Source organism: Amycolatopsis sp. NPDC003865, from assembly GCF_053605345.1.
In genome coordinates this window covers 25,345-51,367 of sequence record NZ_JBSGJA010000015.1, presented here as the reverse complement: position 1 = coordinate 51,367, position 26,023 = coordinate 25,345, and the positions used below count along the sequence as shown (strand labels likewise).

Sequence of the window (26,023 nt, the reverse complement as noted above, 5' to 3'; positions counted from 1 at the left end):
CTGGAAAGGCCTCTCCCCATGTCAACCATGCTCGAAGTGTCCGGCCTCAGCCACCGCTACGGCACGGGCGCGAAGGCGCACACCGCGGTGAACGACCTGTCGTTCACCGTCGAGGCCGGGCAGCTGGCCAGCATCGTCGGCCCGTCGGGCTGCGGGAAGTCGACGCTGCTGCGCTGCGTCGCCGGGCTGACCCCGCCGACCGAGGGCAAGGTGAGCCTGCACGGCGACCGCGTCTCGGGCGTGCCGGACGACCTCGCCGTCGTGTTCCAGGACTACAGCCGTTCGCTGTTCCCGTGGCTTTCGGTGCAGAAGAACGTCGAGTTCCCGTTGCGCTGGCGGCAGATCTCCCGGTCCGAGCGGCGTACGCGGGCCGCCGAGGCGTTGGAGCAGGTCGGGCTTTCGGGCGTCGGCGGCAAGTTCCCGTGGCAGCTCTCGGGCGGCATGCAGCAGCGGGTGTCGATCGCCCGCGCGCTGGCCAGCCGTCCGGCGCTGCTGCTGATGGACGAGCCGTTCGCGTCGGTCGACGCCCAGACGCGGTTCGAGCTGGAGGACCTGACCCGGCGCGTGCAGCGGGAGCAGGGCAGCACGATCCTGGTCGTCACGCACGACATCGACGAGAGCGTCTACCTGTCCGACCGGGTGCTGGTGCTGTCGAAGTCGCCGGCGTCGATCGTGGCGGACCTGCCGGTCGGGCTGCCCGCCGAGCGGGATCAGATCACGACGCGCGAGTCGGCTGAGTTCGTGACGCTGCGCGGCGAAGTGGCGCGGCTGCTGCACGGCGGCAGCCCCGCCGAGGCCGCCACGGCGGCGTCCGACGCCGCGGAATGGGAGCTGGCGGAGCAGTCTTCGGACGTGACGGAGAGCAGCAAGACCGGCAGCTGAGTCCACTTCGGACAGTCAACGCCGCGGCGGACCGCCTTGGTCCGCCGCGGCTTTTCGGTACAGCGTCCTATCAGTACAGCGTCCGGTCAGTACAGCGTCCGCTCGGACGCGGCGACGCGGACGTGCACCAGGGTCGGGCGCTTGTCCGCCAAGGCCGCCGTCAGGCCCGGGACCAGGCCCGACGGCTCGGTGATCGTCACGCCCTGGCAACCCATGCTCGAGGCCAGCACCGCGAAGTCGATGCCGCCCAGCTCGGTGCCCGGGAGCTTCGCGCCGCCGATCGTCTCGCCGAGGATGCGGACCGCCGCGTACTCCGAGTTGTCGAGGATCAGGATCGTCAGCGGGACGTCGTGGCGTGCGGCCGTCCAGAGGGCCTGGATGCCGTACATGCTGGAACCGTCGCCGACGACCCCGATGACCTGGCGATCGGGGCGGGCGAGCGCCGCGCCCACCGTGCCCGGGACGCCGTAGCCGAGCGTCCCGCTGGCTATCGTCAGGAAACCGGTGTCGGTCGCCGTGATGGGCAGGTGGTCGTGCAGGATGCCGCGGTGGCTGGGCGCCTCCTCCACGACGATCGCGTTGTCCGGCAACAGGTCCGCGAGCGTCGAGTAGACGAATTCGGCGGTGAGCTTCCCGTCGGCGGGCTTCGCGGGACGCTCCAGCGGCGCCGGCGCGGGGCGGCCGTTGCGGTCGACGACGTTCAGCAGCGCGCGGATGCCCAGCTTCGGCGTCGCGCGGATTCCGGTGCCTTCGAAGGCGCGCGCGAGGATCTGCTCGTCGTCGCTGACGATGAACAGCGGCGGCATCGGAGCTTCGCCGCGGCCGCGGTCGACGTGGTAGGTGAAGGCGGGCGCGCCGAGGACGAGGACGAGGTCGTGCGCGGCGAGCTTGTCCGAGACGACACCGCGTTCGGGGTCGAGGAAGCCGTGGAACAGCGGGTGGTTTTCGGGGAACGAGCACCGGAACGACATCGGTGCGACGTACACGGCGGCGTTGAGCCGTTCGGCGAGGGCGACGGTTTCGACGACGGCGGCGTCCTGGTCGACGGCTCCGCCGACGACGATGGCCGGCCGTTCGCTGGCGTCGAGCGCGGCGGCGAGTTCGTCGATGGCTTCGGGGTCGGGTGCGAACCCGCGGATGCGCGGACGGCTGATGATCGGCCGTTCGGTGGTGGCGCTCCAGTCGTCGGCGGGCACGGAGACGAAGACCGGACCGGAGGGCGCCTGCGTCGCGACGTGGTAAGCGCGGGCGAGCGCGGCCGGGACGTCTTCGGCGGTGGCGGGCTCGACGGCCCACTTGACGTACGGCTTCGGGAACTCCGGCGCGTCGACCGCGCCGAGGAAGGGGTCATGCGGCAGGAGGTTCCGCGTCTGCTGCCCGGCGACGACGATCAGCGGCGTCCGGTTCCGGTAGGCGGTGAACAGGCTGCCGAGCCCGTGCCCGACACCACCGGCGGAGTGCAGGTTGACCAGCACGGCCTGACGCGAGGCCTGGGCGAAGGCATCGGCCATCGCCACGACGGAGGACTCCTGCAAGCCGAGGACGTAGTCGAAATCGTCCGGCCAGTCGGTGAGGAAGGGGACCTCGGTGGTGCCGGGATTGCCGAAGACCGTGGTGAGGCCGAGTTCGCGGAGGAGCTCGCGGGTGGCGTCCAGCACCGTGCGCTTGATCATGCCCCCAGACTAATGCTTAGTCTTGCGAAGGAAAGCCCGCCAAGTGGCCGCAGTGACGATCAGCGTGCCCCCGGAGCGGTTCTTGGTGTCACGGATCTGCGACACCGGGCCGAGGCGCACCTCGACGCAGTTCTCCTCGGTCCCGCTGTAGCTGGACTTACGCCACATCACGCCTCCAACTCGGTGATCACCTCCCGAACGAGTGCGCAAGATTCCTGCTCGCTCAGGGCCAAGGTCGCCATCATCCGACGGGCTGCCTGGTAGTCGGCGACCTGTTGTTCATCGTAGAGGTAAGCACTTCCCCGGTACTGCTCCAGAAAGATGATCGGGGGCAGGTCTGCGAAGTCGAAGATCACGAAGGAGCCGTTGAGACCCGGGTGGAACTCCTCGTTGTCCGGCAAAACCCGGAGACTCACGTTGCGCCGCTGCGCCATCTCGTCGAGGTGCCGCAGTTGCGGCGCCATGATCTCGGGGCCGCCGCGCCGCTGGCGCAGCGCGGTCTCGGCGAGGAACACGGTGTAGGGCAACGGATCCCGGCCGGTCAGCACCTCCTGCCGCAGCAGGCGCACCTTGATGCGCAGCTCTTCCTCCGCGCGCGGCCGCCCGGCGGCCGCGAGGATCGTCCGCACGTAGTCGGGAGTCTGCAGCAGCCCGGGGATCAGCAGCGGCTCCCAGGCGAAGATCGCCGAGGCGGTGCGCTCGTACTCGATGAAAGCCGAGAGCCTCGGCGAGATGCCCGGGATACTGCGCTCGAGCCAGTTGGGTTCGCGCGCGTACTCCGCCAGTTCCAGCAAGCGTTGCCGCTCGACCGGCTCCACCCGCACCGCGCCGAGCAACAGCCCCACCTGCGCGATCTTCGGCACCCGCGTGCCGATCTCCCAATGGGAGAGCTCCTGCGGGCGCACATCGACCATCCGGGCCAGTTCGCGCATGCCGAGACCGCGCGCCACCCTGGCCGTGCGCAGGCCGAAACCCAATGCCCGGGACCTCGGCGTCGCTACTCGTGTTGACATGTGCGCAGTGTGTCACCGGTCACCGGCGAAAACGGGAACCGGGGCCGTCGCGAAAGCGCGACAGCCCCGGCCCACCGCGAACCTCAGCCGATCAGGCCCGACAGCCCACTCCCCTTGAACGAACCCCAGCCCGTCACCTGGTCGTACCCGGTACCGGCGCTGAAGCCCGTCGTCCCGTGCAGGGTGTTGGTGCCCGTCGTCACGTCGTGGAAACCAGTCCCGTACGAAGACCCGTTGCCGATCGAGTAGAACTTCGGGTTCAGGTTGCCCAGCCCGCCGCCGTGCACCTGGTTCTGCAGCGTCGCGAACGCCGCCCACAGCGGGGCCGCGCCCGAGGTGCCGCCGACGGTTTCCCACGTGCCCGCGCTGTAGATGTAGTAACCCGACGTCGGCGAGGCGTCGGCCGACACGTCCGGCACCTTGCGGTACGTCGTGCTCTGCGAAGACTGCCACGAGGGCGCCGTGAAGACCGTCGAGATGCCGCCGCCGGTGGAGCCGCCGCTGTTGCCGTCGTTCCAGGTCGCCTCGCTGCTGTAGCCGTTGGACGACGTCACGGTCAGCTTCGTGCCGCCGACGCCCGTCACGTTCGGGCTGGACGCCGGGAAGTCGACCGCCTTCGCCGTCGAGCCCGTCTGGCGGTAGCAGTCGGTCGTGCCGTCGTCGCCCGCGGCCGCGAAGTACGAGATGCCCTCCGCCGTGCCCGTCGCGATCGCGTTGCTGACGCTCTTCGCCGCGCTCGAACCCTCGGCGGATTCGCAAGCGCCCCAGGAGATCGAGACGACGTTCACCGTGTGGTCCGACGCGATCTTCTGGTACATCGCCAGTTCGCCGGCGCTGCTGTTCGGGGCCTCGTACACGTAGTCGTTCGCCGCGGCCGCCAGCGCGTGCACGACCTCGATGTCCAGCTCGACCTCGATCTGGCCGTCGCCCGGCGACGAGTCGTAGTTCGCGCCGCTGACCGGGACGGTCGTCACCGAGCCCGCCGAAAGGCCGTACGTGCTGTCGTACTTGGCGATGTTGGACTTCTGGTAGCCGTCGAACTCGACGAAGCCGACCTTCACACCACTGCCGGTCGCCGACAGACCACTGGTGCCGTAAGCGGTCTTGAGCACCGGCGGGGTCACCGACTTGACGACGTTGGGCTTCGCGACGGCCCGCGCGTGCGTCCGCAGCGCGTGGTCGTCCAGGCCGACGACGTTGCCCACGACCCCGGACACGTCCGCCGGCACGGTCGGCGCGGCGTCGTTGGCGAAGAAGTCCCGGCCCGACACCTGGTCGTGGTAGGTCCCGATGCGGGTGTGGAACGCCGATTCCAGCTGGGCGGCCGACCCCGTGAACGTGATGGCCTGGCGGTTGCCGGAAACCTCGATCCCGGTCGCGCCCGATTTCTCCAGGAATGAGACCGCCTTGCTCACATCGGCCTGAGTCGGGCCGAACTCGGCGGTGAACTGCGCCGGGGTGAGAAAGTGGTGGTATTGCGGTGACGCGGGGTTCTGGACGTCGGCGAGAAACTTTTCCAGCGCCTGCTGGTTGTGCAGTTTCAGCGCCAGCGCGGCGGTGATCCGCTGCCCGCCCGCGACGTCGCCGGTGCGGGCGCTGTTGACGAGCGGAGCGGCGTTGTCAGCCAGTGTGACCAGGGGTTCCGTCGCCGCGGCGGCCGGGACGGCCACGGCGAGGCCGAGCAACGCCGGCAGCGGCACGGCGGCCGCGACGAGCTTGCGCAAGCGCATGGGAGATTTCCTCTCGGCGGTGGGGACCGGGCCTGCGGTGCAATACCCGCCGCAGGTTGCCGAGAAGCATAAGAACCCGTCCGTCGGGTCAGGAACCTACTTTTGGCTGCCGTTTCACGGGTCCCATTTTCATTTTCCGGGACGTTTACCTTTCCATGATCATCAGATTATCGTCCGGATTGTCCGAGATCGTCGACGCGGTCGACGATCTCCTGTGCGTCCGCGTTGCCGGAAAACCGCCGGGCGGCCGCGGACAGCGAGTGCAGCCGCTGGCGCGTGCGCGGCGACCGCAGGGCGCCCGCGAGCTCGATCGCTTCCTCACCGACGGCGGTGGCGACGTCGAGGTCGCCGTCCAGCGCGTGCACGGTGGCCAGCCAGATCAGGGTCAGCGACCGGCTGCGCGTCATGCCGCCGCCGTCGCGGTACCCGGCGATCGCCTCGGTGAGCGCGGGGATGCCGTCGCGGCCGTGCCGGATGTCGACCACCTGGGCCAGTTCGCCGTGCACGGTGCCGACCATCGCGGCCATGTCGGTGGGCCCGAAGAACGCGTCCCACGGCGACGGTTCGCGACCCTCGGCCTCCGCGAACTCCTGGCGGGCGCGGCGCAGGTAGGTCAGCGCCTCGGTGACGTCGGCCTTCTTGGCGTGCGCCCACGCCTGGTTGGCCGACAGGATCGCCTGCGCGAGCTTGGAATGGGCCAGCAGCGCCGCTTCCCGGCCTCGCGCGAACTCGGCCAGCGCCGCGTCGACGGCGCCGTAGTGCAGGTGCAGCCGCCCGATCCGGTAGCGGACGTTGGCCTGCAGGTCGTCGTTCCCGGCTTCGACGGCCAGCTCCAGCGCCCGCCCGAACGCCTCCAGCGCGGCGGCCGGGCGGTCCTGGTCGAAGTTGGTCCAGCCGGCCAGGTTGTAGAGGTCGGCGACCGCGGTGCAGAGCCGCGCCAGCACGACGGTCTTGGTCACGCCGTCCAGCAGCGCCACGGCGGCGGGCAGCCGCGACTCGACGGCCGTCCGGCAGGCGCCACCGCCGTAGCGGTAGTCCAGGCCCCTGAGCTCCGCGACGACGTCCTCGAGCCGGCGCACGTCGGCGAAACCCACGCGCGTGCCGCGCACGTCGTCCCGCCCTCCACTGCCTGTCATGGCAGCCCTCCGTCCGTAGAGAGCTGCCGGGCAGCTCCGTTCATTCCCCGCCGGGCCAGGCCGGAGCCCGCTCCTTCGAGGGACTGGCACCGGGAAGTACCCCGGCGGCGGTGAGCACCACACCTGTGGCGGTTTCCGCGATCTTGACGGCGGCCAGCAGGCCGGTGAGGGCGAGCGAGCCGCCGAGCCCCAGCTTCGCAAACTCGTCTTCGGAGGTTTCGGTTCCGCGTTGCCGCGGTATCGCGCCGGTCACGATTCGACCTTCCGGCCCGTCGCGGACACACCCGGACGGTCGCCGCGCGGAATCAGCCGCTCCCACGCGGCGGAAATCCACCGGATGGACGACATCCTGGTTTCCTGATGGCTTCTCATCGAATTGACCGCGAACCGAATACGCGCGCCCACAGCGACGCCTCCCGCGCTAGCCGAACAATTCTTGACACCATCCGGGTGAACGACGACACGCCCGTCGCAGTTCTCCCGCGCCGCAACTCGAGCCGGCGTTTTACGACTTCAGACCACGATAGCCAGCACCTGCCGGGCCATCAGCCCCCAAGCAGCCCAACCACGGTAATGCACGTGCACCTGCACAAGCGATGGCAGGCCCGCATTCGCACAACCCGAATGCAAATTCACCATAACGATTCAAAAGTGGCGAATACTGGTATAACCGGCAGCCGGATCGCGCAATTGTCGGCCGGCCTGCTGCGGATCGGGATACGGTGTCCGATATCGCGTACGGGTTCCGCAGTCGATCAGTTTTTGACGAGATCCACCCACGTGCGCACCGTTCCGGCGTCGACCGGCGACTGCCACCCGCCGGGCCGGACCGCGCTCCCGACATGGAACCCGCGCACCCCGCCCGCGCGCAAGAGGTGCACCTGCTGCGCGCGCAGGCCGCCGCCGACGAGCAGCTCCGGCCCGCCGTCGCGCTGAGCGAGCCGCTGCAGCACGGAAAGCCCACTGGCTACCCCGTTGGGGTGGCCCGCCGCGAGCACCGTGTCACACCCGAGCGCGGCCAGTTGTTCGTAGGCGCGCAAGGGATCCCGGGTGCGGTCGATGGCGCGGTGGAACGTCCACGGCAGACCGTCGATCTCCTTGATCAGCGCTTCGCAGGCGTCCAGGTCGATCTCGCTGTCGATGTTCAGGAACCCGAAGACGAACTCGCGCGCGCCCGCGTCGATCAGCCGGGCGGTGTCCGCGCGCAGCCCTTCGAGATCACCGACGGCGAAGGAACCGTTGTCCCGCAGCATGACCCGCACCGGGAGGTCGGTCGCCGAAAGCACGTCGCGCAGCGTTTCCACGGTCGGGGTCAGGCCGTCCTGCGCCATGTCCGTCACCAGTTCGAGGCGGTCGGCCCCGCCCGCCTGCGCGCCTTCGGCGTCCGCCGCGTCCAGCGCGATCACTTCCAGCAGGGGCGTCTTCGAGCTCATGCCTCAATCCGTTTCACTGGTTCCGGGTGTCGTCCCCCCTCGCATGACGCCCTCGCCGGAAACCGCCTTGAAGGCTCGTCATCCGCTCGCGCACCGCTTCCGGGGAAAGTGAGAGTATCGGCCGCTGCTCAGGCACCGCTCCCGGCCCGGCGGCCACGTCGTCGGTCTGCAGGAACGGCCAGGTGTCCTCGGCGCCGTCTTCCTGCTCCAGCTCGGCCGGGGTCGGCCACTCGTAGGCGGGCTCGATCGCGGCGGGCGGGGTCACGGGCGCGAACTGCGGATCGGTGTCCTCGTCATCCGGGTTCGGCTCGGGCGCCACCGGCGGCGGGGGCGGCGGGGGCGGCGGGGCCGCGGCCAGCGCGTGGCGCGGCTGCGGTTCGGCGGGCCGGGGCTCCTGCGCCACCGGGAGCGGCTCGGCGGCCGGCCGCTCGGGCGCCGCCGCGGGCGCGGCCGCCGCGTCGAACCAGCGCGACAGGACGTCGCGGTAGGCGGGCATCCGCTCGGTCGGGGCGTCGAGGTCCAGGTGCGAGTCGTCGTCCGCGGTCGGCCACTCCGGGACGTGCTCGCGGGCCACCACGGGCGCCCGGCGAGGCGGGCCCGCCTCGATCGACGGCGGAGTCAGTTCCTCCGGCTCCGGTTCGGGCTCCGGCTCGGGGTCCGCCGGCGCGAGCGGGGCCAGCGGCGCCAGCAGTTCCGGCTCGGGCGCGGCGGCGGCCTCGGCGGGCGGCGGCGGGCCCGGCATCGGCGGCAGCTCGACGATCAGGGCGGTGGGCACCAGCACCGTCGCGACGAGCCCGCCGTCCGCGCCCGGGCTCAGGCTGACGTCGATGCGGTGGCGCGTGGCCAGCGTCGCGACCACGAACAGGCCCATCCGGCGCGAGACCTCGACGTCGACGTCCGGCGGGTGCGCGAGCCGCGCGTTGGTGCGGTCGATCTCGGCCTGCGGCATGCCGGCGCCGTGGTCGATGATCTCGATCTGCCAGTCGCCGTCGTGGGTCTCGGCGCTCGCGACCGTGACCGTCGCGGTGCCGGAGTAGCGCGTCGCGTTCTCCAGCAGCTCCGAGATGACGTGCACGAGGTCGTTGACGGCTTCCCCGCGGACGGCGACCTGCGGCGCCGGGCCGAGTTCGATCCGCTGGTAGTGCTCGACTTCCGAGAGCGCGGCGCCGATGATCTCGTCGGCCGAGACGGCGCCGGCGTCCTCGCGGGCGGAGTCGTGGCCGGACAGGACCAGCAGGTTCTCGCTGTTGCGCCGCATCCGCGTCGCGAGGTGGTCTAACTCGAAGAGGCCGGCGAGGGTGTCCGGGTCCTGCTCGTCGGCCTCCATCCGGTCGAGCACCGTCAGCTGCCGCTCGACGAGGTCCTGGCTGCGCTGAGAGAGGTTGACGAACATCGCGTTGACGTTCTCGCGCAGCATCGCCTGCTCGCCCGCCAGCCGGACGGCTTCGCCGTGCACCGCGTCGAACGCCCGCGCGACCTGGCCGAGCTCCTCGCGGGTGAACACCGGGACGGGCGCGACGGCCAGCCGTTTCCGCAGGCTCTCCGGGGCGGGCTCGGGGTCGGTGAGCAGGTTCTGCACGGCGGCGGGCAGCCGGTGCTCGGCGACCTCGAGGGCCGTGCGGCGCAGGATCCGCAGCGGGCGCAACAGCGAACGCGCGATGACCACCGACAGCACGCCCGCGACGAGCAGGACGCCGAGCACGACACCGCCGTCCCAGATCGCCGCCGTGCGCGCCTGCGCGGCCAGGGAGTCCGTGCGTTCCTGCAACTGGACGAGCAGGGCCTGCTGCACCTGGTGGGCGAGGTTGACCGTGTGCGTCGCCGAGACGTCCCACTGGTTCGGGTCGAGGCCGTTGAGGTTCTGGCCGTTCTCGGTGCGGGTCAGCGCCGACTCGACCATGTCGTTGCCGATGTCGACGACCAGGCCGATCACCGTGTCGTCGAACATCCGCTGCTGTTCGGGCGTCGCGAAGGTGCGGTAGTCGTTGCGCGCGGCGTTGAGCTCGGCTTCGGCGCCGAGCAGCGCGCGCGTGCGGTCGCGGTTGAGGCTGCCCGCGGCGAGCGCCTCGGCCAGCACCGCGCGCTTGACCGACATCTGGTCCTTGATCCGGGCGAGCGCGTTGCCGGCCAGGCGCAGCCGCGCGAGCTCGGGGTCCGAGACGTCGGCGGCGGCCGAGTCGCTGATGTCGAGGAGGCCGGAGATCAGCTCGCTGTACGAGCGCAGGACGGCGTCGGCGGGGAACGCCGAATGCTCCGCGGAGAACCGGAGGCCGCCGAGCACGCGCAGCCGGTCGTCGGTCTGCTGCAGGCTTTCCGCCGCCTTGGCGTCGAGCCGGGGTTTACTGTCGGCGAGGGTCCGTTCGAATGTGCCGATCGCCTGGTCGACGCGTTTGCGCTGGCCGGTCAGGTCGGCGGTGTCGCCCTGGCGGTCCTGGGCGACGAACCGGACGGTGAGGTCGCGTTCGCGCTGCAGCTCGTGGATGGCTTCGGCGACGGTGCTGTCGACGCGGCCGCGGGTGGCGAACTCCGCGAGCTGCCGGGCGTCGCGCAGGTCCGAGCTGATCCGCAGGCCGACGAGCGCGATCACCGCCAGCGCGGGGATGAGGAGGACGGCGAAGAGCTTCGTGCCGAGACGCCAGTTGCGGAGCCGCCAGCGGCCGCCGGCCGGACGTGGGTCCGCCGCGTCGCCGCCCTTGCGGGGACGCTGGTCGCGACGGGTCACCTGGTTTCCTTTTCCGCCGCGGGCGGGAACCCGCGGATCTGACAGCACCTCGAACCTACTGAACGGTAGCCCGCCCCATGAAGATCCGAAAGCCGCGCTGGCGCGATACGGCCCTGCCCGCGATCGTATGGGGCGCGGACCATACGATCCAGCACGAGAACCAGATTCTCGCGGTAGGTGAAGGTTCATGATCAGACGCGGAATGCTGATTCCGCTGGTAGCGGCGTTTCTGGCGACCGCGGGCTGTGGCGTGTTCGCATCCGGTTCGGCGGCCCCGCCACCGCCATTGGAACGGACCACCTTGCGCGTCGGTGTGGGCAACGCCATCGACACGGCCCCGCTGCGGATCGCCGTCGCGGGCGGGAAGTTCGGCGCCGTGGGGCTGAACGTGCAGCTCGTCGAGCTCGGCGGGGAGGACGGGCTGGCCAAGCTGACCGCGGGCGATCTCGACGTGACGTTCGGGTCCGACATCGCGTTGTTCCGCGCCGCGGCCGGCGGGACGGCCCTGCAGCTGCAGGGCGAGGCCTACACGTCCGGCCCGAACACGATGGCGCTGGTCACCCTGCCCGGCTCCGACTACACCGTGCCGACGTCGAAGAAGTCGCCCCGGATCGCGGTGAACATGCTGGACGACGTCGGCGCGCTCGCCGCGCGTTCGGTGCTCGGGACGGCGGGCGTCGACGTGACGAAGATCAAGTTCAAGCAGGTGGCCTTCGACGGGATGCCGCAGGCACTGCAGGCCGGTGACGTCGATGCGGCGCTGATGATCGAGCCGTACATCACCCGCGCCGAGAAGGACCTCGGCGCCCACATCCTCGCCGACGGCGCCCGCGGGGCGACGCTCGACTTCCCGCTGTCCGGGTACGCCTCGGCCAAGCCGTTCGCGCAGGCCAACCCGCGCACGCTCGCGGCGTTCCGCACGGCACTGGGCGCGGCCCAGCAGAGCGCGGCCGACCCGGCGATCGTCCGCGACGCGCTGCCGAAGTTCTCCGACATCGACACGACCACGGCGGCGCTGATCTCGCTCGGCTCGTACCCGGCGTCGCTCAACGGGATCCGGCTGCAGCGGGTCGCCGACCTCATGCACAACTCGGGGCTGCTGGCGGACCGCCTCGACGTCCAAAGCCTGCTCCCCGACCAGAACGGTATTTAGCTTCCACCAGACTTGCACTCGGTCTACTTTTGCACTCAGTCTACTTGAGGAGTGCGTGATGACCGACGTCCTGATCGCCGGCGCCGGCCCGACCGGGCTGATGCTCGCCGCCGAACTCGCCTTGGCCGGGGTCGAGGTGACCGTCCTCGACCGGCGCGACGGGCCGGGGCTCCCGCGGCCGGTCGGGCTCCAGCCCCGCACCGCGGAGCTGTTCGACCTGCGCGGCCTGGACACCGGTCCCGAGGTCGACGGGCCGAGCGGGCACTTCGCCGGCCTGCCGGTCACCCTGGACCACAGCGTCTGGCGGACCCGCCACCCCCGGGTGCGCAACCGCACGCAGGACGATGTCGAGGTGGTGCTCGCCGGCCACGCGGCCGAGCACGGCGCGGTCATCGAGCGCGGCCACGAGATCACCGCCGTCGACGTCGACGCGGACGGTGTCACGGTGGACGGTGTCCGGGCCCGCTGGCTCGTGGCCTGCGACGGCGCGCACAGCACCGTCCGCCGGCTGCTCGCCCTGCCCTTCCCGGGCCGCACCGAGACCTACGTCGCCACGCTCGCGCACATCCGGCTCGCCGCCGCGTCCGACCTCGTCCCGGCCCGTGCCGCGCACTTCAGCCAGGTGACGCGGCAGGCGAACGGCTACTGGGCGCGCGCCGTACAGCTCGCCCAGTCGCGTCTCGGCGCCGTTCAGGGCCATCAGGGCTTCGGTGACTTCGGTGTCCGACACGGGCGCGTCGCGACCCGTCGCGGTTCAACGACGCGACGCGGCAGCTGGAGCGCTACCGGCACGGCCGCGTCCTGTTCGCCGGCGACGCCGCCCACATCCACCCCCCGCTCGGCGGGCAGGGGCTCAACCTCGGCGTCCAGGACGCGGTGAACCTCGGCTGGAAGCTGGCCGCGACGGTCCGCGGCACGGCGCCGGCCGGGCTGCTCGACAGCTACCACGACGAACGCCACCCGGCCGCCGCGCGCGTGCTGCGCCACACGGCTGCCCAGCGCGTGTTCACAGCGCCCGAACGCGGCGAGAACGTCGAGGCCCTGCGCGAGATCGTCGTCGACCTGATGCGGACGCCGGACGGCAACCGCTACTTCAGCGGGCTGCTGTCCGGGCTCGCGCTGAGCTACCCCGGCGCCCACCGCGTCCCCGACCTCGACCTGACGACAGCGGACGGCCCGACCCGGCTCTCGGCGCTGCTGCACGACGGCCGCGGCCTGCTCCTCGACCTGGGCGACCACGCCACGCCGGCGGGCTTCCGCGGCCAGGTCGGCCTCGTCCGCGCGGCGACGGACGACGACGAGTTCCGCGGCCGGCTGCTGCTCCTGCGCCCGGACGGGTACGCCGTCGACCCCGCGGAGCTGACCCGCTGGTTCGGCTAGCGCGGCCGGAGGCCGTCCATCAGGAGGGCGCACAGGCGACCGGCCTGGGCATCACGGCCGGGCCGGGGTGCCACGGTGAAGATGCCGATGAGGGAGGCGGCGACGTCTTCCGCGGTGACGTCGGGACGGAGGTCGCCCGCCGCGCGGCCGGCGTCGAGGATCGCGGTGATGGCCGCCAGCAGCTCGGTCCGCGTCCGCGCGTGCGCGATCTCGCCCGCCTCGATCATCGTGAGCAGCGTTTCGAGCATGCCGTTCTTGGTCGCGATCCAGTCCCCGAACAGGTCCATCCAGCGCCGCATCGCGGCGGCCGGCGGCAGCTCGTCGAGCAGTTCGCGGGCGCCGGCGGTCAGCCGCGCGACCTGGTCCCGGTAGACGGCGTCGACGAGCGACTCGCGGGTCGGGAAGTGCCGGTAGAGCGTGGCGATGCCGACCCCGGCCTCGCGGGCGATCGCCCGCATCGACGGCTCGGCGTCGGCCGAGACGAACATCCGGGTCGCCACCGCGAGCAGCTGGTCGCGGTTGCGGGTCGCGTCCGCGCGCATCGGCACGTCGGTCAAAACGGATCACGCTCCGGTTGTTGTGTTAGGGTCGAGAACAGAAACGGAGCATAGTCCGTTTCACATCCGGAGGAGACTCATGCGGGAACACGGGAGCAGGGCGGTCCGGCTCGAGGCGTTCGGCGGCCCGGAAGTGCTCGACGTCCAGGAGGTCCCGGCGCCGCAGGCCGCGCCGGGGCAGGTCCGGGTGCGGGTCACCGCGGCCGGGCTGAACCCGATGGACTGGATCATGACCGCCGACGCGGACACCGCGGCCCGGTTCGGCCTGCGCCTCCCGGCGGGGTTCGGGACGGACTACGCGGGAGCGGTCGACCAGGTCGGCGCCGGGGTGACCGGCTTCGCCCCCGGCGACCGGGTGTTCGGGGGCGCGTTGTCCCGCGCGGTCGCCGACTTCGTGGTGGTCGACGCGACCGGGGAGACCCCGGCGAACGAGGCCCACCACATTCCCGACGGCGTCGACGACCGCACCGCCGCCACCCTCTCGATCGCCGGCCGCACGGCGTCCGCCGCCCTCGCCGTGGTCGCCCCGGGCCCGGACGACACGGTGCTGATCGGCGGCGCGGCGGGCGGGGTGGGGGTGTTCGCGGTCCAGCTGGCCGTGCTCGCGGGAGCGCGCGTGCTCGGGACGGGATCGGCGTCGTCGTTCGATTTCCTGCGCGACCTCGGCGCCGAGCCGGTGGCCTACGGCGACGGCCTGGCCGGCCGGGTCCGGGCCCTCGCGCCCGGCGGGGTCACCGCGGCCGTCGACCTGCACGGGACGGAGACGGCGCACACCGCACGCGAACTGGGCGTCCCGGACAGCCGCATCTGCACCATCGCCGCGCAGGTCGAGGGCGTCCCGGGCGGCAACGGCGCGAACGCCGCTCCCGGCGCCCTGGCCGAGATCGCCCGCCTGGTCGCGGCGGGTCGGGTGCGGGTGCCGATCGCGGCGAGCTTCCCGGTCGAGCGGATCCGCGAGGCGGCCGAGCTGCAGGCCGGCCGGCACGTGCACGGCAAGGTCGTCGTCGACCTCCGGGCCGGCTAGATGCTCTCGCCCGGCGGGGCCAGGCACAGCGTGCGCGACGGCGGGCCGCCGTAGGACAGCACCTTGTCGGCGCGCTCGCAGTCGTCCTCGCGCCCGTACCCGGACAGGATCTGGACGCGCTCCTGCACCGTGGGGTCGGTGCAGCTCACCTTCGCGACGGTCGTCTCGTCGTCGAGGCCGCGCAGGCAGTCGCCGGACCGGACGTTCAACGCCAGGCACAGCGTCCCGCCGGCGCTCAGGCGGAACCGCACGTAGTCGCCGGACGCGCACGAGACGGCCCCGCGGTACTTGTTCTCGACCTTGTACGTCGCGCGGTCGGAGCTGCAGCCGGCGTTGTGGTAGGCGATCCGGTCGCCGCTCTCCCGGCTCAGGTACAGGCAGTCGCCGTCAGCCGGGGTGCCGTAGCGGCCGGCCTGGCTGATGCCCCACGCGGCCAGCGAGCCCAGTGCCAGCGCGAGGACGACGCACCCGATGAGCACGGCCCGCACCTTCGGGGTGAACCAGTGCGGGATGGGCCGCTGGCCCGGTGCCAGGGGCATCGGGGCGGGCGCCGCGGCGTAGCTCGGCGTCCGGAACGGGTTGTCGTCGGACGGTGGTGTGGTCAAAGTGCCCTCCCGTGATCCCCTCGGCACCTCGTCCCACCGGCGGCGCCGCGAGCGAGGCACGTATAACAGTAGTTGTGACTGATGGCCCGCTGATCGTCCAGTCCGACAAGACCGTGCTCCTGGAGGTCGACCACCCCCAGGCCGATGACGCGCGGATCGCGATCGCGCCGTTCGCCGAGCTCGAACGCGCGCCCGAGCACGTCCACACCTACCGGATCACGCCGCTGGCCTTGTGGAACGCACGCGCCGCCGGCCACGACGCCGAGCAGGTCGTCGACGCGCTGACGACGTACTCCCGCTTCCCGGTGCCGCAGCCGCTGCTGATCGACGTCGTCGACGTGATGGGCCGGTTCGGGCGGCTGCAGATCGCCAACCACCCGGCGCACGGCCTCGTCATGTCGACCACCGACCGCGCGGTGCTGACCGAGGTCGTCCGGAACAAGAAGATCAGCCCGATGCTCGGGGCGCGGATCGACGACGACACCGTCGTCGTGCACCCGTCCGAGCGCGGGCGGCTCAAGCAGGCGCTGCTGAAGGTCGGCTGGCCCGCCGAGGACCTCGCCGGGTACGTCGACGGCGAGGCGCACCCGATCGCGCTCGAGGAGACCGACTGGCAGCTGCGCGACTACCAGCGCCAGGCCGCGGAGGCGTTCTGGGCGGGCGGCTCCGGCGTCGTCGTGCTGCCGTGCGGCGCGGGGAAGACGATGGTCGGCGCGGCGGCGATGGCCAAGGCGGCGGCGACCACGCTGATCCTGGTGACCAACACGGTCGCCGGGCGGCAGTGGAAGCGCGAGCTGATCGCGCGGACGTCGCTGACCGAGGAGGAGATCGGCGAGTACTCCGGCGAGAAGAAGGAGATCCGGCCGGTCACCATCGCGACCTACCAGGTGATCACCCGCAAGACCAAGGGCGAGTACAAGCACCTGGAGCTGTTCGACTCCCGCGACTGGGGCCTGGTCGTCTACGACGAGGTCCACCTGCTGCCGGCGCCGGTGTTCCGGATGACGGCGGACCTGCAGTCCCGGCGGCGCCTCGGCCTGACCGCGACGCTGGTGCGCGAGGACGGCCGTGAAGGCGACGTCTTCTCGCTGATCGGCCCGAAGCGCTACGACGTGCCGTGGCGCGACATCGAGGCGCAGGGCTGGATCGCGCCGGCGAAGTGCACCGAGGTCCGCGTGACGCTGACGGACGCGGAACGCCTCGGGTACGCGACGGCCGAGGCCGACGAGCGGTACAAGCTCGCGGCGACGGCGATGACGAAGACGCCGGTGATCAAGTCCATTGTGGAGCGGCACGCGGGCGAGCCGACGCTGGTGATCGGCGCGTACCTCGACCAGCTGGAGATGCTCGGCGACGAGCTCGACGCCCCGGTGATCCAGGGCGCCACCCGCAACAAGGAGCGCGAGGAGCTGTTCGACAGGTTCCGCCGCGGCGAGATCCGCACGCTCGTGGTGTCGAAGGTGGCGAACTTCTCGATCGACCTGCCCGAGGCGTCGGTGGCGATCCAGATCTCGGGAACGTTCGGCTCCCGCCAGGAGGAGGCCCAGCGGCTGGGCCGGCTGCTGCGCCCGAAGGGCGACGGCCGTCAGGCGCACTTCTACTCGATCGTCTCGCGCGACACGGTCGACACGGAGTACGCGGCGCACCGGCAGCGGTTCCTCGCGGAGCAGGGGTACGCGTACCACATCGTCGACGCGGACGACCTGCTCCGGCCGCTCTGATGGCCCTTCTCGACGACCTCGCGACGGCGTCCGCCGCCACGAGCGCACTGCTCGACGCGATCGGGCCCGGGCAGTGGGCGGCGCCCACCCCGTGCGACGAGTGGACCGTGCGGGACCTGACCGGCCACCTGGTCGGCATGGACCTCGTGGTCACCGCGATGCTGTCGGACACCCCGCCACCCGACCGCGCCGCCGACCACCTCGGCACCGACCCCGCCGCGGCGTTCCGCCGGTCGTCCGCGGCGCTTCGGGCCGCCGCGTCCCGGCCGGGGGTCCTCGACCGCGTCCGGACGACGCCGGTGGGCACCACGACCGGCACCGAACGGCTGCGCTGGCGGATCGCGGACCTGCTGGCGCACTGCTGGGACCTCGGGCAGGCCACCGGCCGCTCGCCGAACCCGCCGGACGACCTGGTCGAGCGGGCTCTCGCCTTCACACAGGACCGACTGCCGTCGCAGCAGCGGGGCGGCCGGTTCGCCGAACCGCGGCCGGTCCCCGCCGACGCCCCCGCGCTCGACCGGCTGGCGGCGTTCACGGGCCGCGTCGTCCCGTGGCACCCGGCGTCCTGATCCGGACACGGAAGTGCGGGCCACGCCCCCTCGACGTGGCCCGCACTCCGCGCGCTCAGTAGTTCGTCAGCTGGAAGTCGCCCACGCCACCGGTCTGCTCGACCCAAGTCCCGTACGGGCCGCCGTCCTTGACCGCCAGCGAACCGTCCGCGCGCAGTACGCCCACGCGGCCCGTCGGGGCGTCGACCTCGATCTTCGCCGCGCCGGGGAGCTGGTTGACCCAGCCCGCGTAGAGGTTGCCCTGCTTGACCGAGGCGAGGCCGCTGGTGAACACGACGCCGAGGTAGTCCCCGGACAGGTCGACCTGCCGCACGCCCGACGTCTGCTCGACCCAGGTGCCGTAGAGGCCGCCTTCCTTGACCGCCAGCGAACCGTCGGTGCGCACGACCGCGAGCCGGCCCGTGCTCGCGTCCACCTCCACGTCGGCGCCGCCGCTCAGCTCGGGAACCCAGCCCGCGTACAGGTTGCCCTGCTTGGCGAACACCGCGCCGTTGTTGTCGACGACGGCGATGTAGTCGCCCGAGAGCTCGACTTCCTTGGCGTTGCTGGTTTCCTCGACCCAAATACCCTGCAGGCCGCCCTCCTTGACCGCGACGGTGCCGTCGGTGCGCAGGACGGCGACGCGGCCGGCCGCCGACTCGAGCGCGAAGTCCTTGACGCCGCTCGCCTGGTGGACCCACTGCTGGTAGAGGTTGCCCTGCTTGACGAACAGGTCGCCCGTGCTCGTGAGCACGCCGACCATGTCACCGTGCACTTCGGACTTGACGGCGCCGCCGCCGTACACGTTCGTCCAGCCCTCGAAGAGGTTTCCTTCCTTCACCTGCACCGAGCTGTCCCCGAACCGGACGCCGAGGCGCGGGGTGACGGGCTTCCCGGGCTCGGACAGCCCGACCGGGCTGACGAACGCGGAGATCTGCTGGCCGGCGAGGTACTGGCCGACCCGGCCGGGCCCGGTCCCGAACTCGACGCTGGTGGTGCCGGGACCGCCGGTGCCCCAGTTGCCGTTGATCGTGCGGATCGTGCCGTCGGTGTTGACCGTGTCGACCATCCCGACGTGGTCGGCGTACCCGTTGCCCTGGTAGTTGAAGACGACTGCGTCACCCACCTGCGGGACGTAGCCGGGATCGGTGTGCAGCGTGCCCTTCTGCTGGCCGTAAAGGTAGAAGCTGCCCGCCGCGGCGGTCAGCCGGTCGACGTTGAGGTTCCGGTTGCCCCACACCCATCTGACGAAGTCGGCGCACCACGCCCACTGCATCCGGCAGCTGTCCATGAACCCGGTGCCGCCGAGGCTGTTCGTGCTGCAGGTCTGCTTGTGCAGGTTCGCCGCGGCGAGGTCACGGACGTCGGTCCGCGTGTCGGCGTGGGCCGGGACCGCGCCCAGCAGGGCGAGAACGGCGGTGGCGAGGACGGTCGTGGTGGCGCGTTTGAACGACATGGCTTTCTCCTCCAAGGCAAACGGGGTCAGCGGGTGCAGTTGACGGCGCCGTCGGCGACGGGCAGCGAGCCGCCGTTGAAGTAGGCGAGCGCCTTCTTGTAGTCCGCGCAGCGGTTGAGCGACTCGGTCGGGTCGAGGTCGTAGGAGTAGCCGATCGCGCGGCCCACCGCGCCCATGTCGTAGTTGTCCGCGGCGGCGTTGATGTTGCGGGAGCCCCAGTACCAGCGGGCGACCTTGGCGCTCCAGTCGAGCGTCGCGGCGTCGTCCGGGTGGTTCAGGAAGTCGTGGCCGAGCGCGTTGCCCGCGGACTGGTAGTTGAAGTCGCCGGTCAGCTGGATGAACCCACGGCCCCGGTACGGCTCCGTGTGGCCCGCTTCGCCCGCGTTGTAGCGGAAACCGCTCTCGTGCTTGAGCGTGGCGAGCAGCGCGGCCTTGCGGCTCGGCGTGGTGATGGCCCCGGCCGTCATCTCGGCGTTGAGGCTCGGCAGCCCGGCCGCGACCGTGTCGGTGGCGTAGGTGGAGCCGTAGACGGCGGTGATGTCGGCCAGCGACACCTGGCCACCCGTCGAGGGCGTGCCGGCGGCGGCGAGGGCCAGCTGCTGGACGCCGCCGATCTGCTCGACCCACGTCCCGTAGAGGCCGCCGTCCTTGACGGTGACGCTCCCGTCGGTGCGCAGCACGCCGATGCGGTCACCGGCGATCTGCAGGTTCGCGGCGTTCGGGAGCTGGTTCACCCAGCCCGCGTAGAGGTTGCCCTCCTTGACGGTCGCCAGCCCGTTGTCGAGCACGACGCCGATCCGGCTGCCGGAAAGCTTCAGCTGCTTGACGCCGGAAGTCTCTTCGACCCAGTTCGACCAGAGGTTGGACTCCTTGACCGCGACGGTTCCGTCGGTGCGCAGGACCCCGATGCGGTCGGCGGAGAGCTCGAGGTCGGCGACCGAACCCAGCTGGTCGACCCACGGCGAGAAGAGGTTGCCTTCCTTCACCGTCGCCAGCCCGTTCTCGAAGACCACACCGACCCGGTTCGGGGTCAGCTCCAGGTCCTTGACGCCGCTGGTCTGCTCGACCCACGCGGCGTCCAGCGCGCCGTCCTTGACCGTGGCGGTGCCGTCGGTGCGGACGACGCCGATCCGGTTGCCGGCGAGCCGGAAGTCGCGGACGCCGCCGGCTTCCTCGACCCAGTTCGTCCAGAGGTTGCCTTCCTTGACCAGCAGGCGCGAGTCCGCGGTCAGCACGCCGATCCGGTCGCCCGCGATCTCGAACTTCTTCACCCCGTCGATCTCCGGGACCCAGGAGTCGTAGAGGTTCCCCTCCTTGACGAGCAGCTGCCCGCCGGCCAGCACGCCGACGCGCTGGGCTCCGGGTGGCAGCTCCCCGGCCGACGCGGTCGCCTGCAGCCCGCCGGCCGCGATGCCCGCGACGAGCGCCGCGGTGGTCAACGTGATCCTGACCGAAGACATGGTTGGTCCCTTCATCACCGTGGGAAAGATCCGCGATGCCCCGAATGCGGTGCGACCCACCGCCCCCTGTTCCTCCTCGGGACGGGGAACAGCGTCTCCCGGCGGGGTCAAAGAAACCTGAAAGCCGTTCTTCAGCTGCCGACCGGACGGACCGCGTTCGCGAGCCGTCGTGGTTCGCGCGCCTCACGGCTGCCGTGCAGCCGGAAGATGCCCTCGGCCTCCGTCCACGCCGCTTCGGCGCCCGCCGTCTCGCCGAGGGCGTCGAGCGTCGTGGCGAGATCGCGCAGGGCGCGGGCCCGCCAGACCGGGAGCACGAGCGCGTCCCACCACTGGACCGACCGCTCGAGGTGGGCGCGCGCCTCGCGGAACCGCCCGGCGGCGAGCTCCAGCTCGCCGAGGGTGCGCAACATCAGGCCCTGGCCGAAGCCGTCCTGCATCTCGTGGCACGTCGCGAGGCACTTGAACACCTCGTCGCGCACCTCGTCACCGCGGCCCTGGCGGATGCGGACCTTGGCGAGCGCCTGCACGGCGTACGCGGACATCAGCGGGTCGTCGACGCCGCGCAGCAGGTCCACCGCCTCCTGGCTGTAGCGGGCCGCTTCGCCGAGGCGCCCGGCGGCGCGGTGCACGAGGCTCAGCGAACGCACGGCGACCGCCCGGCTGGTCGCGTCCGCGTACCCCGCCACCGCGGCTTCGGCGGCGCCGAGCGCGTCGGCCAGCTCGCCCTGTTCGGTGAGGACGCGGCCGAGCCCGTGCAGCGCCTGGACCACCGCCTGCTCCTCACCCAGCTCGCGCAGTTCGGGAAGCGCGAGGTCGAGGGAGTGCCGCGCCTGCGCGAACTGGCCGTACTCGCACTGCACGGTGCTGAGGTCGAGCAGGCTCATGGCCTGCCCGCGCCGGTCGCCGCCGAGCTCGTACGCGGCGAGGGCCTGCTCGTGGTACGCGATCGACTCGTCGAAGCGGTCCTGCTCGTAGCGCAGCCAGCCCAGGCCCGACAGCAGCCGTGCCTCCCCGGTGCGGTCCCCGGTCCGGCGCGCGGCCGCGAGCGCCGCGTTGTGCGTGCGCCACCACTGGCCGAACAGGTTGCGCACGGCGAAAACCGACGAGCACAGCGCCGCGGCCAGCCGGGTGGCGACGTCGGTGAGGTCCAGCCCGCTGACGCGCTCGACCACGCCGACGAGGCCGGTCTGCTCGGCGTCGAACCACGCTTCGGGGTCGGTCAGGATCTCGTCGATCCGCGCCGGGTCGAGGTACCGGACCAGCGAGCCCGTCTCGGCTGGAACGTGCGGCGCCCGGCGGCCCGCGAGCTCGACCAGCTCGAGCCAGCACTCGGCGGCCCGCGCGGTGACCGCCTTGACGTCGGCCGCGGACTCCTCGGCCTCCCCGCGTTCGCGGGCGAAAGCGCGCGTCAGGTCGTGGATCTGGTAACGCACCGCGCCGCCGTCGTCCACTGTGGACACGTCGAGCAGCTGGGCATCGACGAGCCGCTCGACGACCTCCTCCGCCTCGTGGCCGTCGCAGTCGAGCAGCGGCGCCGCGACCCACGAGCCGAACGAGGAGACGTCGAGCAGGCCGAGCCGGCGCAGCGCGGCGCGCTCCCGCTCGTCCAGGTCGTCGTAGCTGAGCGCGAGGCTGCCGCGCACCTCCAGGTCGCCGAGGGTGAGCTCCTGCAGGATCCGGTGCTGCACGCGCAGGCGTTCGGTGAGCTTGCCGACCGGCCACCGCGGCCGCGCGGCGAGCCGGGCGCCGGCGATCCGCACGGCGAGCGGCAGGTTGCCGCACAGCCGCACCAGCTCACGGGCGGCCGCGGGCTCTTCGGCCACGCGCGTGCCGCCGACGACCCGGCTCAGCAGCTCCAGCGCTTCCGCCTCGTCCAGCACGGGCAGGTGCAGGTGGCCGGCGCCGCCGACCGCGCCGAGGCGTTCCCGGCTGGTCACCAGCGCGGCGCAGGTGTGTCCGCCGGGCAGCAGCGGGCGGACCTGGCGTTCGTCGGAGGCGTCGTCGAGCACGACCAGGATGCGCCGGTCGGCGAGCATCGTGCGGTAGAGCTGGGCGCGCTCCTCCGCGCGCGCCGGGATGTCCTGGTCCGCCACGCCGAGCGCGCGCAGGAACCCGGCCAGCACTTCGGCCGGGTCGGCGCGGACGGCCTGCACGCCGCGCAGCGAGGCGTAGAGCTGGCCGTCGGGGAAGTGCTCGCGCACGCGGTGCGCGACGTGCGCGGCGACGGTGCTCTTGCCCGAGCCGGGCTTGCCGTAGACGGCGCACAGCCGCGACCCGCCGGCCGGTTCGGCCAGTTTCCCGGCCAGCTCCGCGACTTCGCGCGCGCGTCCGGTGAAGTCGGCGATGTCGAAGGGGAGCTGGCTCGGGACCCGCTGGGCTTCCCGCCGTGGCCGGCCGGCCGGCGTCCCGGGTTCGTCGCGCAGCACGCGTTCGTGGGCGGTCCGCAGCACCGGCCCGGGTTCCAGCCCCAGTTCGTCGAGGAGCGTCGCGCGGGCGTCCTGGTAGCAGGCGAGCGCGTCGGCCCGCCGGCCGCTCTGCTGCAGCGCGAGCATGAGCTGCGCGCGCAGGCGTTCGCGGAGCGGGTGCGCGGCGACGGCCGAGGTCAGTTCCGGGACCAGGGACTCCCCTGCACCGGTCTCGAGTTCGACGTCGACGCGGTCCTCCAGCGCGGCCACGCGCAGTTCTTCGAGCCGGGCCCGTTCGTTCTCCGCCCACCGGCCCTGCGTGCCGCCCAGCGCGGTCCCCCGCCACGCCGCGAGGGCGTCCCGGATGAGGGCGATCGCGCGGGTGGGCTCACCGGCGGCCCGCGCGCGGCGGCCCGCCGACAGGGCGCGGGTGAAGACGTGCAGGTCGACCTGGTCGAGGTCGACGGCCAGCCGGTAGCCGCCCCCGCTGCGCGTGAGGACGTCGGCGTCACCGCCGGCCGCCAGCGCCCGCCGCAATGCCGAGACGTAGGTGTAGACGGCGGCGCGGGCCTGGTCCGGTGGCTCCTCGCCCCAGATCGCGTCGATGACCTGCTCGAGCGGGACGACGTGCCCCGCGTGCACGGCCAGCAGGGCGAGCAGGGTGCGCGGCTTGGGGCCGCCGAGGCCGATGGCCCGGCCGTCGACCGCCACCTCGACCTGGCCCAGCACGTGGAACTCCATGCACCCCCTCCGATGCCCGTTGTCCTGGACGAGCCTGGCAATCGATCACCGCCGAGGCAAGATCCGCGCCGGTGACCGGTCTGTCGGGTTCGTCTCGTCGCGCCGGGCCACCCCTTCGGCGCAGTGGCGTGTCTCAGCAACACCTTGTGTCACACGGGCATCAGCAACGCGCTGACCTGCGATTTTGCTGATTCACTCGAACGGATGAGCGGCCGGATCGCTGGAAATTGTCGGACCCTCGAACTACTGTTCGAGGTGCAGCAGCCGAACACAAGTTCGAGGGGACGTCCATGACGATCGCACCGCTCCGCCCCGGTACGCCCGCGCCGCCGGTCCAGACCCTGCCACCGGGGTCGTGGCACGGCCGGCTGTGGGTGTCCGACCTGCCGCTGACCCGGCCCGAGCGTTACCTGGGCTGCGTGGCCGAATTCGACCGGTCCGGCCTGTGGCCGGTGCTGATCCCCCACGACCAGCGGTTCGCGGCGAACGGCGAGGACTGGATAGACGACCGCGGCCGCCTGGCCCCGGCGGGCCACCGGGTGGCGACGGCCGACCCGGCGGGCGCGCTGGACCGCTGGTGGGACGGTTCGTGCTGCGACGGAGCATGCCTCCGCCCGTTCGGCGCACGGTTCCCCGGGCTGGCGAAGAAGAGCCCACGCAAGTCGGACCCGCTGGCGGAGGCGGGCAACACGGGATCGATCCTGGCGAACCGGGCCCCGCACCGGCTGGGTCTGGTCCAGACCGAGCGCCCGGCGGACATCCCGGCGCTGCTGGGCTGGACGGGGATGATCAAGTGCACGGACCAGGTGGCGGAGCTGTCGGCGGTGCTGAGGAGCTGGGAGGACCGCTTCGGGGCAACGCTGGTGGTACTGGGCTTCGATTCGCTCGAGCTGGCGGTGTCGGCACCGCCGAGGAACCAGGCGCGAGCATTGACGGTGGCGGCAGAGCACCGAGCATTCAGCTTGCCGACATTCGCAGGCCAGCCGGGAAACCTGAGGGAGTACGCATCGGGTTTGGTGCAGTCAAGGCTGTGGAGGTTCTCCTGGGCATAGCCCAGCACAGCACAGCGCCGCGCGGCAAACCCAGCGTCCGAGGCCACCCCGGCCCCCGGCCCGGGCCCCGGCCCGGCCCGGCCCCCGCAAAAGAGCTGGGTGGTCATCCCGTCGCCTGAGGCCGTCAAATCACTTTGAGCCGGGCCCGCAACACAGAGACCAACGCGAGAGAACAACGCAGGCTTGCGGGCCCGGCTCAAAGTGATAGGCCTCGTTCAGGCGACGGGATGACCACCCAGCGACCCACCCGCAAAGGCGAGAGGACAGCGAAACCGAGGGTCATCCCAGAGCCTGCCCGTCCGGCGAGGACAAGTCTTTCAACGAGAGCCCACACCAGAAAGGAGCCCATGGCCAAACATCACAAAGGCCCCCTGAGACGCCCGTCCCCAAGATCAGGTCACCCGTCCCACCGCCCAGCCCACCAGTCCCGCCCCACCAGCGTTTGGCCCCGCCCCACCCCGGGAATCTCCCCCCGCGGAAAGGCGGTGAGAGCAATCGCCGAAATCCGGATCGGCACCTCGGGCTGGCGCTACCCACCCTGGCGCGGAGTCTTCTACCCACCGGGTCTCGCCCACCGACGAGAGCTCGAATACCTCTCGCGGCGGATGAACGCGGTCGAAATCAACGGGTCCTTCTACTCCCTCCAACGCCCCGAGCGATACCGCGCGTGGTTCGACGAGACCCCGTCGGACTTCCTCTTCGCCGTCAAAGGCGGCCGCTTCATCACCCACATGAAGCAGCTCCGCGACGTCGAAACCGCGCTGGCGAACTTCTACGCGTCCGGCGTCCTCGCCCTCGGCGCCAAACTCGGCCCGTTCCTCTGGCAACTGCCACCCAGGCTCACGTTCGACCCCGACCGGCTCGCGAACTTCTTCGCCCTCCTGCCCCGCACGACGACCGACGCCGCACAGCTCGCCGCCAAACACGACGACAAGCTCAAGGGCGCGCCCTACCTCGACGCCGGGCCGCGGACCCCCTTGAAGCACGCCCTGGAAGTCCGGCACCCCAGCTTCGCCGAACCCGCGGCCAAGGAGCTGCTCCGGAAGCACCGGATCGCCCTGGTCACCGCCGACACCGCGGGCAAGTGGCCGTTCCTGGAGGACCAGACCGCCGACTTCGCCTACGTCCGCCTCCACGGCGACGAGGAGCTCTACGTCAGCGGCTATTCCGACCGGTCCCTGCGGACCTGGGCCGAGAAGATCCGGGCCTGGCACGACGGCGGGAAGCGTGACGTCCACGTCTACTTCGACAACGACGTCAAGGTCGAAGCTCCCCGCAACGCCGAGACCTTGGCCGACCTGCTCGGCGTGGCGCCCCGGACGAGACAGTGAG

At 71.8% G+C, this 26,023-nt stretch carries 22 protein-coding genes; 9 read left to right on the top strand and 13 right to left on the bottom strand.

The genetic code is table 11. The features are described 5' to 3' along the window. Positions 1–18 precede the first annotated feature (18 nt). Positions 19–882 carry an ABC transporter ATP-binding protein gene (locus ACWEVP_RS31195; RefSeq protein ID WP_452066133.1) on the top strand — a complete coding sequence of 288 codons (864 nt, stop codon included), beginning with the start codon at positions 19–21 and terminating at the stop codon, positions 880–882. Between the two features lie 86 nt (positions 883–968). Here ACWEVP_RS31195 and mdlC read toward each other — a convergent pair whose 3' ends face one another. From mdlC to ACWEVP_RS31155, 8 genes are all read right to left on the bottom strand, one after another. Continuing rightward, positions 969–2,555 (bottom strand): benzoylformate decarboxylase, encoded by a 1,587-nt coding sequence (gene mdlC, locus ACWEVP_RS31190; protein ID WP_452066132.1) that lies wholly within the window; start codon positions 2,553–2,555, stop codon positions 969–971. A 9-nt stretch (positions 2,556–2,564) separates the two neighbouring features. Next, positions 2,565–2,723 (bottom strand): DUF397 domain-containing protein, encoded by a 159-nt coding sequence (locus tag ACWEVP_RS31185; protein WP_452066131.1) that lies wholly within the window; start codon positions 2,721–2,723, stop codon positions 2,565–2,567. Continuing rightward, positions 2,723–3,568 carry a helix-turn-helix domain-containing protein gene (locus ACWEVP_RS31180; RefSeq protein WP_452066130.1) on the bottom strand — a complete coding sequence of 282 codons (846 nt, stop codon included), beginning with the start codon at positions 3,566–3,568 and terminating at the stop codon, positions 2,723–2,725. Before ACWEVP_RS31180 ends, ACWEVP_RS31185 begins: the two co-directional genes overlap by 1 nt. Positions 3,569–3,651: 83 nt before the next feature. Further along, positions 3,652–5,298, bottom strand: a complete 1,647-nt coding sequence (locus ACWEVP_RS31175) for a S53 family peptidase (protein ID WP_452066129.1) — start codon at positions 5,296–5,298, stop codon at positions 3,652–3,654. Between the two features lie 167 nt (positions 5,299–5,465). Next, positions 5,466–6,434 carry a tetratricopeptide repeat protein gene (locus tag ACWEVP_RS31170; RefSeq protein ID WP_452066128.1) on the bottom strand — a complete coding sequence of 323 codons (969 nt, stop codon included), beginning with the start codon at positions 6,432–6,434 and terminating at the stop codon, positions 5,466–5,468. Positions 6,435–6,474: 40 nt separating this feature from the next. Continuing rightward, positions 6,475–6,687 carry a hypothetical protein gene (locus tag ACWEVP_RS31165; protein ID WP_284749629.1) on the bottom strand — a complete coding sequence of 71 codons (213 nt, stop codon included), beginning with the start codon at positions 6,685–6,687 and terminating at the stop codon, positions 6,475–6,477. A gap of 502 nt (positions 6,688–7,189) precedes the next feature. Continuing rightward, entirely contained in the window at positions 7,190–7,867 is a 678-nt protein-coding gene (locus ACWEVP_RS31160) for a copper homeostasis protein CutC (RefSeq protein ID WP_452066127.1), read from the bottom strand. 13 nt (positions 7,868–7,880) lie between these two features. Continuing rightward, a complete protein-coding gene (locus ACWEVP_RS31155) occupies positions 7,881–10,589 on the bottom strand; it encodes a sensor histidine kinase (protein ID WP_452066126.1) in 2,709 nt (902 codons plus the stop codon). A gap of 187 nt (positions 10,590–10,776) precedes the next feature. On the opposite strand from ACWEVP_RS31155, the gene ACWEVP_RS31150 reads away from it, so the two are divergent. The 3 genes from ACWEVP_RS31150 to ACWEVP_RS31140 are packed head-to-tail and all read left to right on the top strand — an operon-like array spanning position 10,777 to position 13,122. Beyond that, positions 10,777–11,742: an ABC transporter substrate-binding protein gene (locus ACWEVP_RS31150; protein WP_452066125.1), complete on the top strand. Its 966-nt coding sequence runs from the start codon at positions 10,777–10,779 to the stop codon at positions 11,740–11,742. 58 nt (positions 11,743–11,800) lie between these two features. Continuing rightward, positions 11,801–12,622 (top strand): FAD-dependent monooxygenase, encoded by an 822-nt coding sequence (locus tag ACWEVP_RS31145; protein ID WP_452066124.1) that lies wholly within the window; start codon positions 11,801–11,803, stop codon positions 12,620–12,622. Then, the gene (locus ACWEVP_RS31140; RefSeq protein ID WP_452066336.1) at positions 12,517–13,122 is read left to right on the top strand and encodes an FAD-dependent monooxygenase; all 606 of its coding nucleotides are present in this window, start codon (positions 12,517–12,519) and stop codon (positions 13,120–13,122) included. The genes ACWEVP_RS31145 and ACWEVP_RS31140 overlap by 106 nt, the downstream gene beginning before the upstream one ends. On the opposite strand, the gene ACWEVP_RS31135 is transcribed toward ACWEVP_RS31140, so the two are convergent. Then, complete coding sequence (locus tag ACWEVP_RS31135; RefSeq protein WP_452066335.1) at positions 13,119–13,664, bottom strand: TetR/AcrR family transcriptional regulator; 546 nt, start codon at positions 13,662–13,664, stop codon at positions 13,119–13,121. The two genes, ACWEVP_RS31140 and ACWEVP_RS31135, sit on opposite strands and share 4 nt — an antisense overlap. Before the next feature lie 94 nt (positions 13,665–13,758). Between ACWEVP_RS31135 and ACWEVP_RS31130 the strand changes: the two genes are divergently transcribed. After that, complete coding sequence (locus ACWEVP_RS31130; protein WP_452066123.1) at positions 13,759–14,703, top strand: NADP-dependent oxidoreductase; 945 nt, start codon at positions 13,759–13,761, stop codon at positions 14,701–14,703. On the opposite strand, the gene ACWEVP_RS31125 is transcribed toward ACWEVP_RS31130, so the two are convergent. Next, positions 14,700–15,308, bottom strand: coding sequence for an LppU/SCO3897 family protein (locus ACWEVP_RS31125; protein ID WP_452066122.1), 609 nt, complete (start codon positions 15,306–15,308; stop codon positions 14,700–14,702). The genes ACWEVP_RS31130 and ACWEVP_RS31125 overlap by 4 nt on opposite strands. A 74-nt stretch (positions 15,309–15,382) precedes the next feature. On the opposite strand from ACWEVP_RS31125, the gene ACWEVP_RS31120 reads away from it, so the two are divergent. Then, positions 15,383–17,029, top strand: a complete 1,647-nt coding sequence (locus ACWEVP_RS31120) for a DNA repair helicase XPB (protein WP_452066121.1) — start codon at positions 15,383–15,385, stop codon at positions 17,027–17,029. Continuing rightward, a complete protein-coding gene (locus ACWEVP_RS31115) occupies positions 17,029–17,598 on the top strand; it encodes a TIGR03086 family metal-binding protein (protein WP_452066120.1) in 570 nt (189 codons plus the stop codon). Before ACWEVP_RS31120 ends, ACWEVP_RS31115 begins: the two co-directional genes overlap by 1 nt. Before the next feature lie 55 nt (positions 17,599–17,653). Here ACWEVP_RS31115 and ACWEVP_RS31110 read toward each other — a convergent pair whose 3' ends face one another. From ACWEVP_RS31110 to ACWEVP_RS31100, 3 genes are all read right to left on the bottom strand, one after another. Further along, on the bottom strand, positions 17,654–19,033 hold the full coding sequence (locus tag ACWEVP_RS31110) for a CHAP domain-containing protein (RefSeq protein WP_452066119.1): 1,380 nt from the start codon (positions 19,031–19,033) through the stop codon (positions 17,654–17,656). Between the two features lie 26 nt (positions 19,034–19,059). Then, positions 19,060–20,493, bottom strand: coding sequence for a glycoside hydrolase family 19 protein (locus ACWEVP_RS31105; RefSeq protein ID WP_452066118.1), 1,434 nt, complete (start codon positions 20,491–20,493; stop codon positions 19,060–19,062). A gap of 131 nt (positions 20,494–20,624) precedes the next feature. After that, positions 20,625–23,639 (bottom strand): BTAD domain-containing putative transcriptional regulator, encoded by a 3,015-nt coding sequence (locus tag ACWEVP_RS31100; protein WP_452066117.1) that lies wholly within the window; start codon positions 23,637–23,639, stop codon positions 20,625–20,627. A 290-nt stretch (positions 23,640–23,929) separates the two neighbouring features. On the opposite strand from ACWEVP_RS31100, the gene ACWEVP_RS31095 reads away from it, so the two are divergent. Together ACWEVP_RS31095 and ACWEVP_RS31090 are read left to right on the top strand one after the other, a co-directional pair. Next, entirely contained in the window at positions 23,930–24,691 is a 762-nt protein-coding gene (locus ACWEVP_RS31095; RefSeq protein WP_452066116.1) for a DUF4253 domain-containing protein, read from the top strand. Between the two features lie 485 nt (positions 24,692–25,176). Continuing rightward, on the top strand, positions 25,177–26,022 hold the full coding sequence (locus tag ACWEVP_RS31090; protein WP_452066115.1) for a DUF72 domain-containing protein: 846 nt from the start codon (positions 25,177–25,179) through the stop codon (positions 26,020–26,022). Position 26,023 lies beyond the last annotated feature (1 nt).

What these genes read in the sequence shown, in the direction of transcription:
- mdlC (WP_452066132.1), bottom strand. Translation starts at nt 2,555, where the DNA reads ATGATCAAGCGCACGGTGCTGGACGCCACCCGCGAGCTCCTCCGCGAA.
- ACWEVP_RS31170 (WP_452066128.1), bottom strand. Translation starts at nt 6,434, where the DNA reads ATGACAGGCAGTGGAGGGCGGGACGACGTGCGCGGCACGCGCGTGGGT.
- ACWEVP_RS31160 (WP_452066127.1), bottom strand. Translation starts at nt 7,867, where the DNA reads ATGAGCTCGAAGACGCCCCTGCTGGAAGTGATCGCGCTGGACGCGGCG.
- ACWEVP_RS31195 (WP_452066133.1), top strand. Translation starts at nt 19, where the DNA reads ATGTCAACCATGCTCGAAGTGTCCGGCCTCAGCCACCGCTACGGCACG.
- ACWEVP_RS31095 (WP_452066116.1), top strand. Translation starts at nt 23,930, where the DNA reads ATGACGATCGCACCGCTCCGCCCCGGTACGCCCGCGCCGCCGGTCCAG.
- ACWEVP_RS31180 (WP_452066130.1), bottom strand. Translation starts at nt 3,568, where the DNA reads ATGTCAACACGAGTAGCGACGCCGAGGTCCCGGGCATTGGGTTTCGGC.
- ACWEVP_RS31175 (WP_452066129.1), bottom strand. Translation starts at nt 5,298, where the DNA reads ATGCGCTTGCGCAAGCTCGTCGCGGCCGCCGTGCCGCTGCCGGCGTTG.
- ACWEVP_RS31110 (WP_452066119.1), bottom strand. Translation starts at nt 19,033, where the DNA reads ATGTCGTTCAAACGCGCCACCACGACCGTCCTCGCCACCGCCGTTCTC.
- ACWEVP_RS31185 (WP_452066131.1), bottom strand. Translation starts at nt 2,723, where the DNA reads ATGTGGCGTAAGTCCAGCTACAGCGGGACCGAGGAGAACTGCGTCGAG.
- ACWEVP_RS31105 (WP_452066118.1), bottom strand. Translation starts at nt 20,493, where the DNA reads ATGTCTTCGGTCAGGATCACGTTGACCACCGCGGCGCTCGTCGCGGGC.
- ACWEVP_RS31130 (WP_452066123.1), top strand. Translation starts at nt 13,759, where the DNA reads ATGCGGGAACACGGGAGCAGGGCGGTCCGGCTCGAGGCGTTCGGCGGC.
- ACWEVP_RS31135 (WP_452066335.1), bottom strand. Translation starts at nt 13,664, where the DNA reads ATGCGCGCGGACGCGACCCGCAACCGCGACCAGCTGCTCGCGGTGGCG.
- ACWEVP_RS31100 (WP_452066117.1), bottom strand. Translation starts at nt 23,639, where the DNA reads ATGGAGTTCCACGTGCTGGGCCAGGTCGAGGTGGCGGTCGACGGCCGG.
- ACWEVP_RS31115 (WP_452066120.1), top strand. Translation starts at nt 17,029, where the DNA reads ATGGCCCTTCTCGACGACCTCGCGACGGCGTCCGCCGCCACGAGCGCA.
- ACWEVP_RS31150 (WP_452066125.1), top strand. Translation starts at nt 10,777, where the DNA reads ATGATCAGACGCGGAATGCTGATTCCGCTGGTAGCGGCGTTTCTGGCG.
- ACWEVP_RS31145 (WP_452066124.1), top strand. Translation starts at nt 11,801, where the DNA reads ATGACCGACGTCCTGATCGCCGGCGCCGGCCCGACCGGGCTGATGCTC.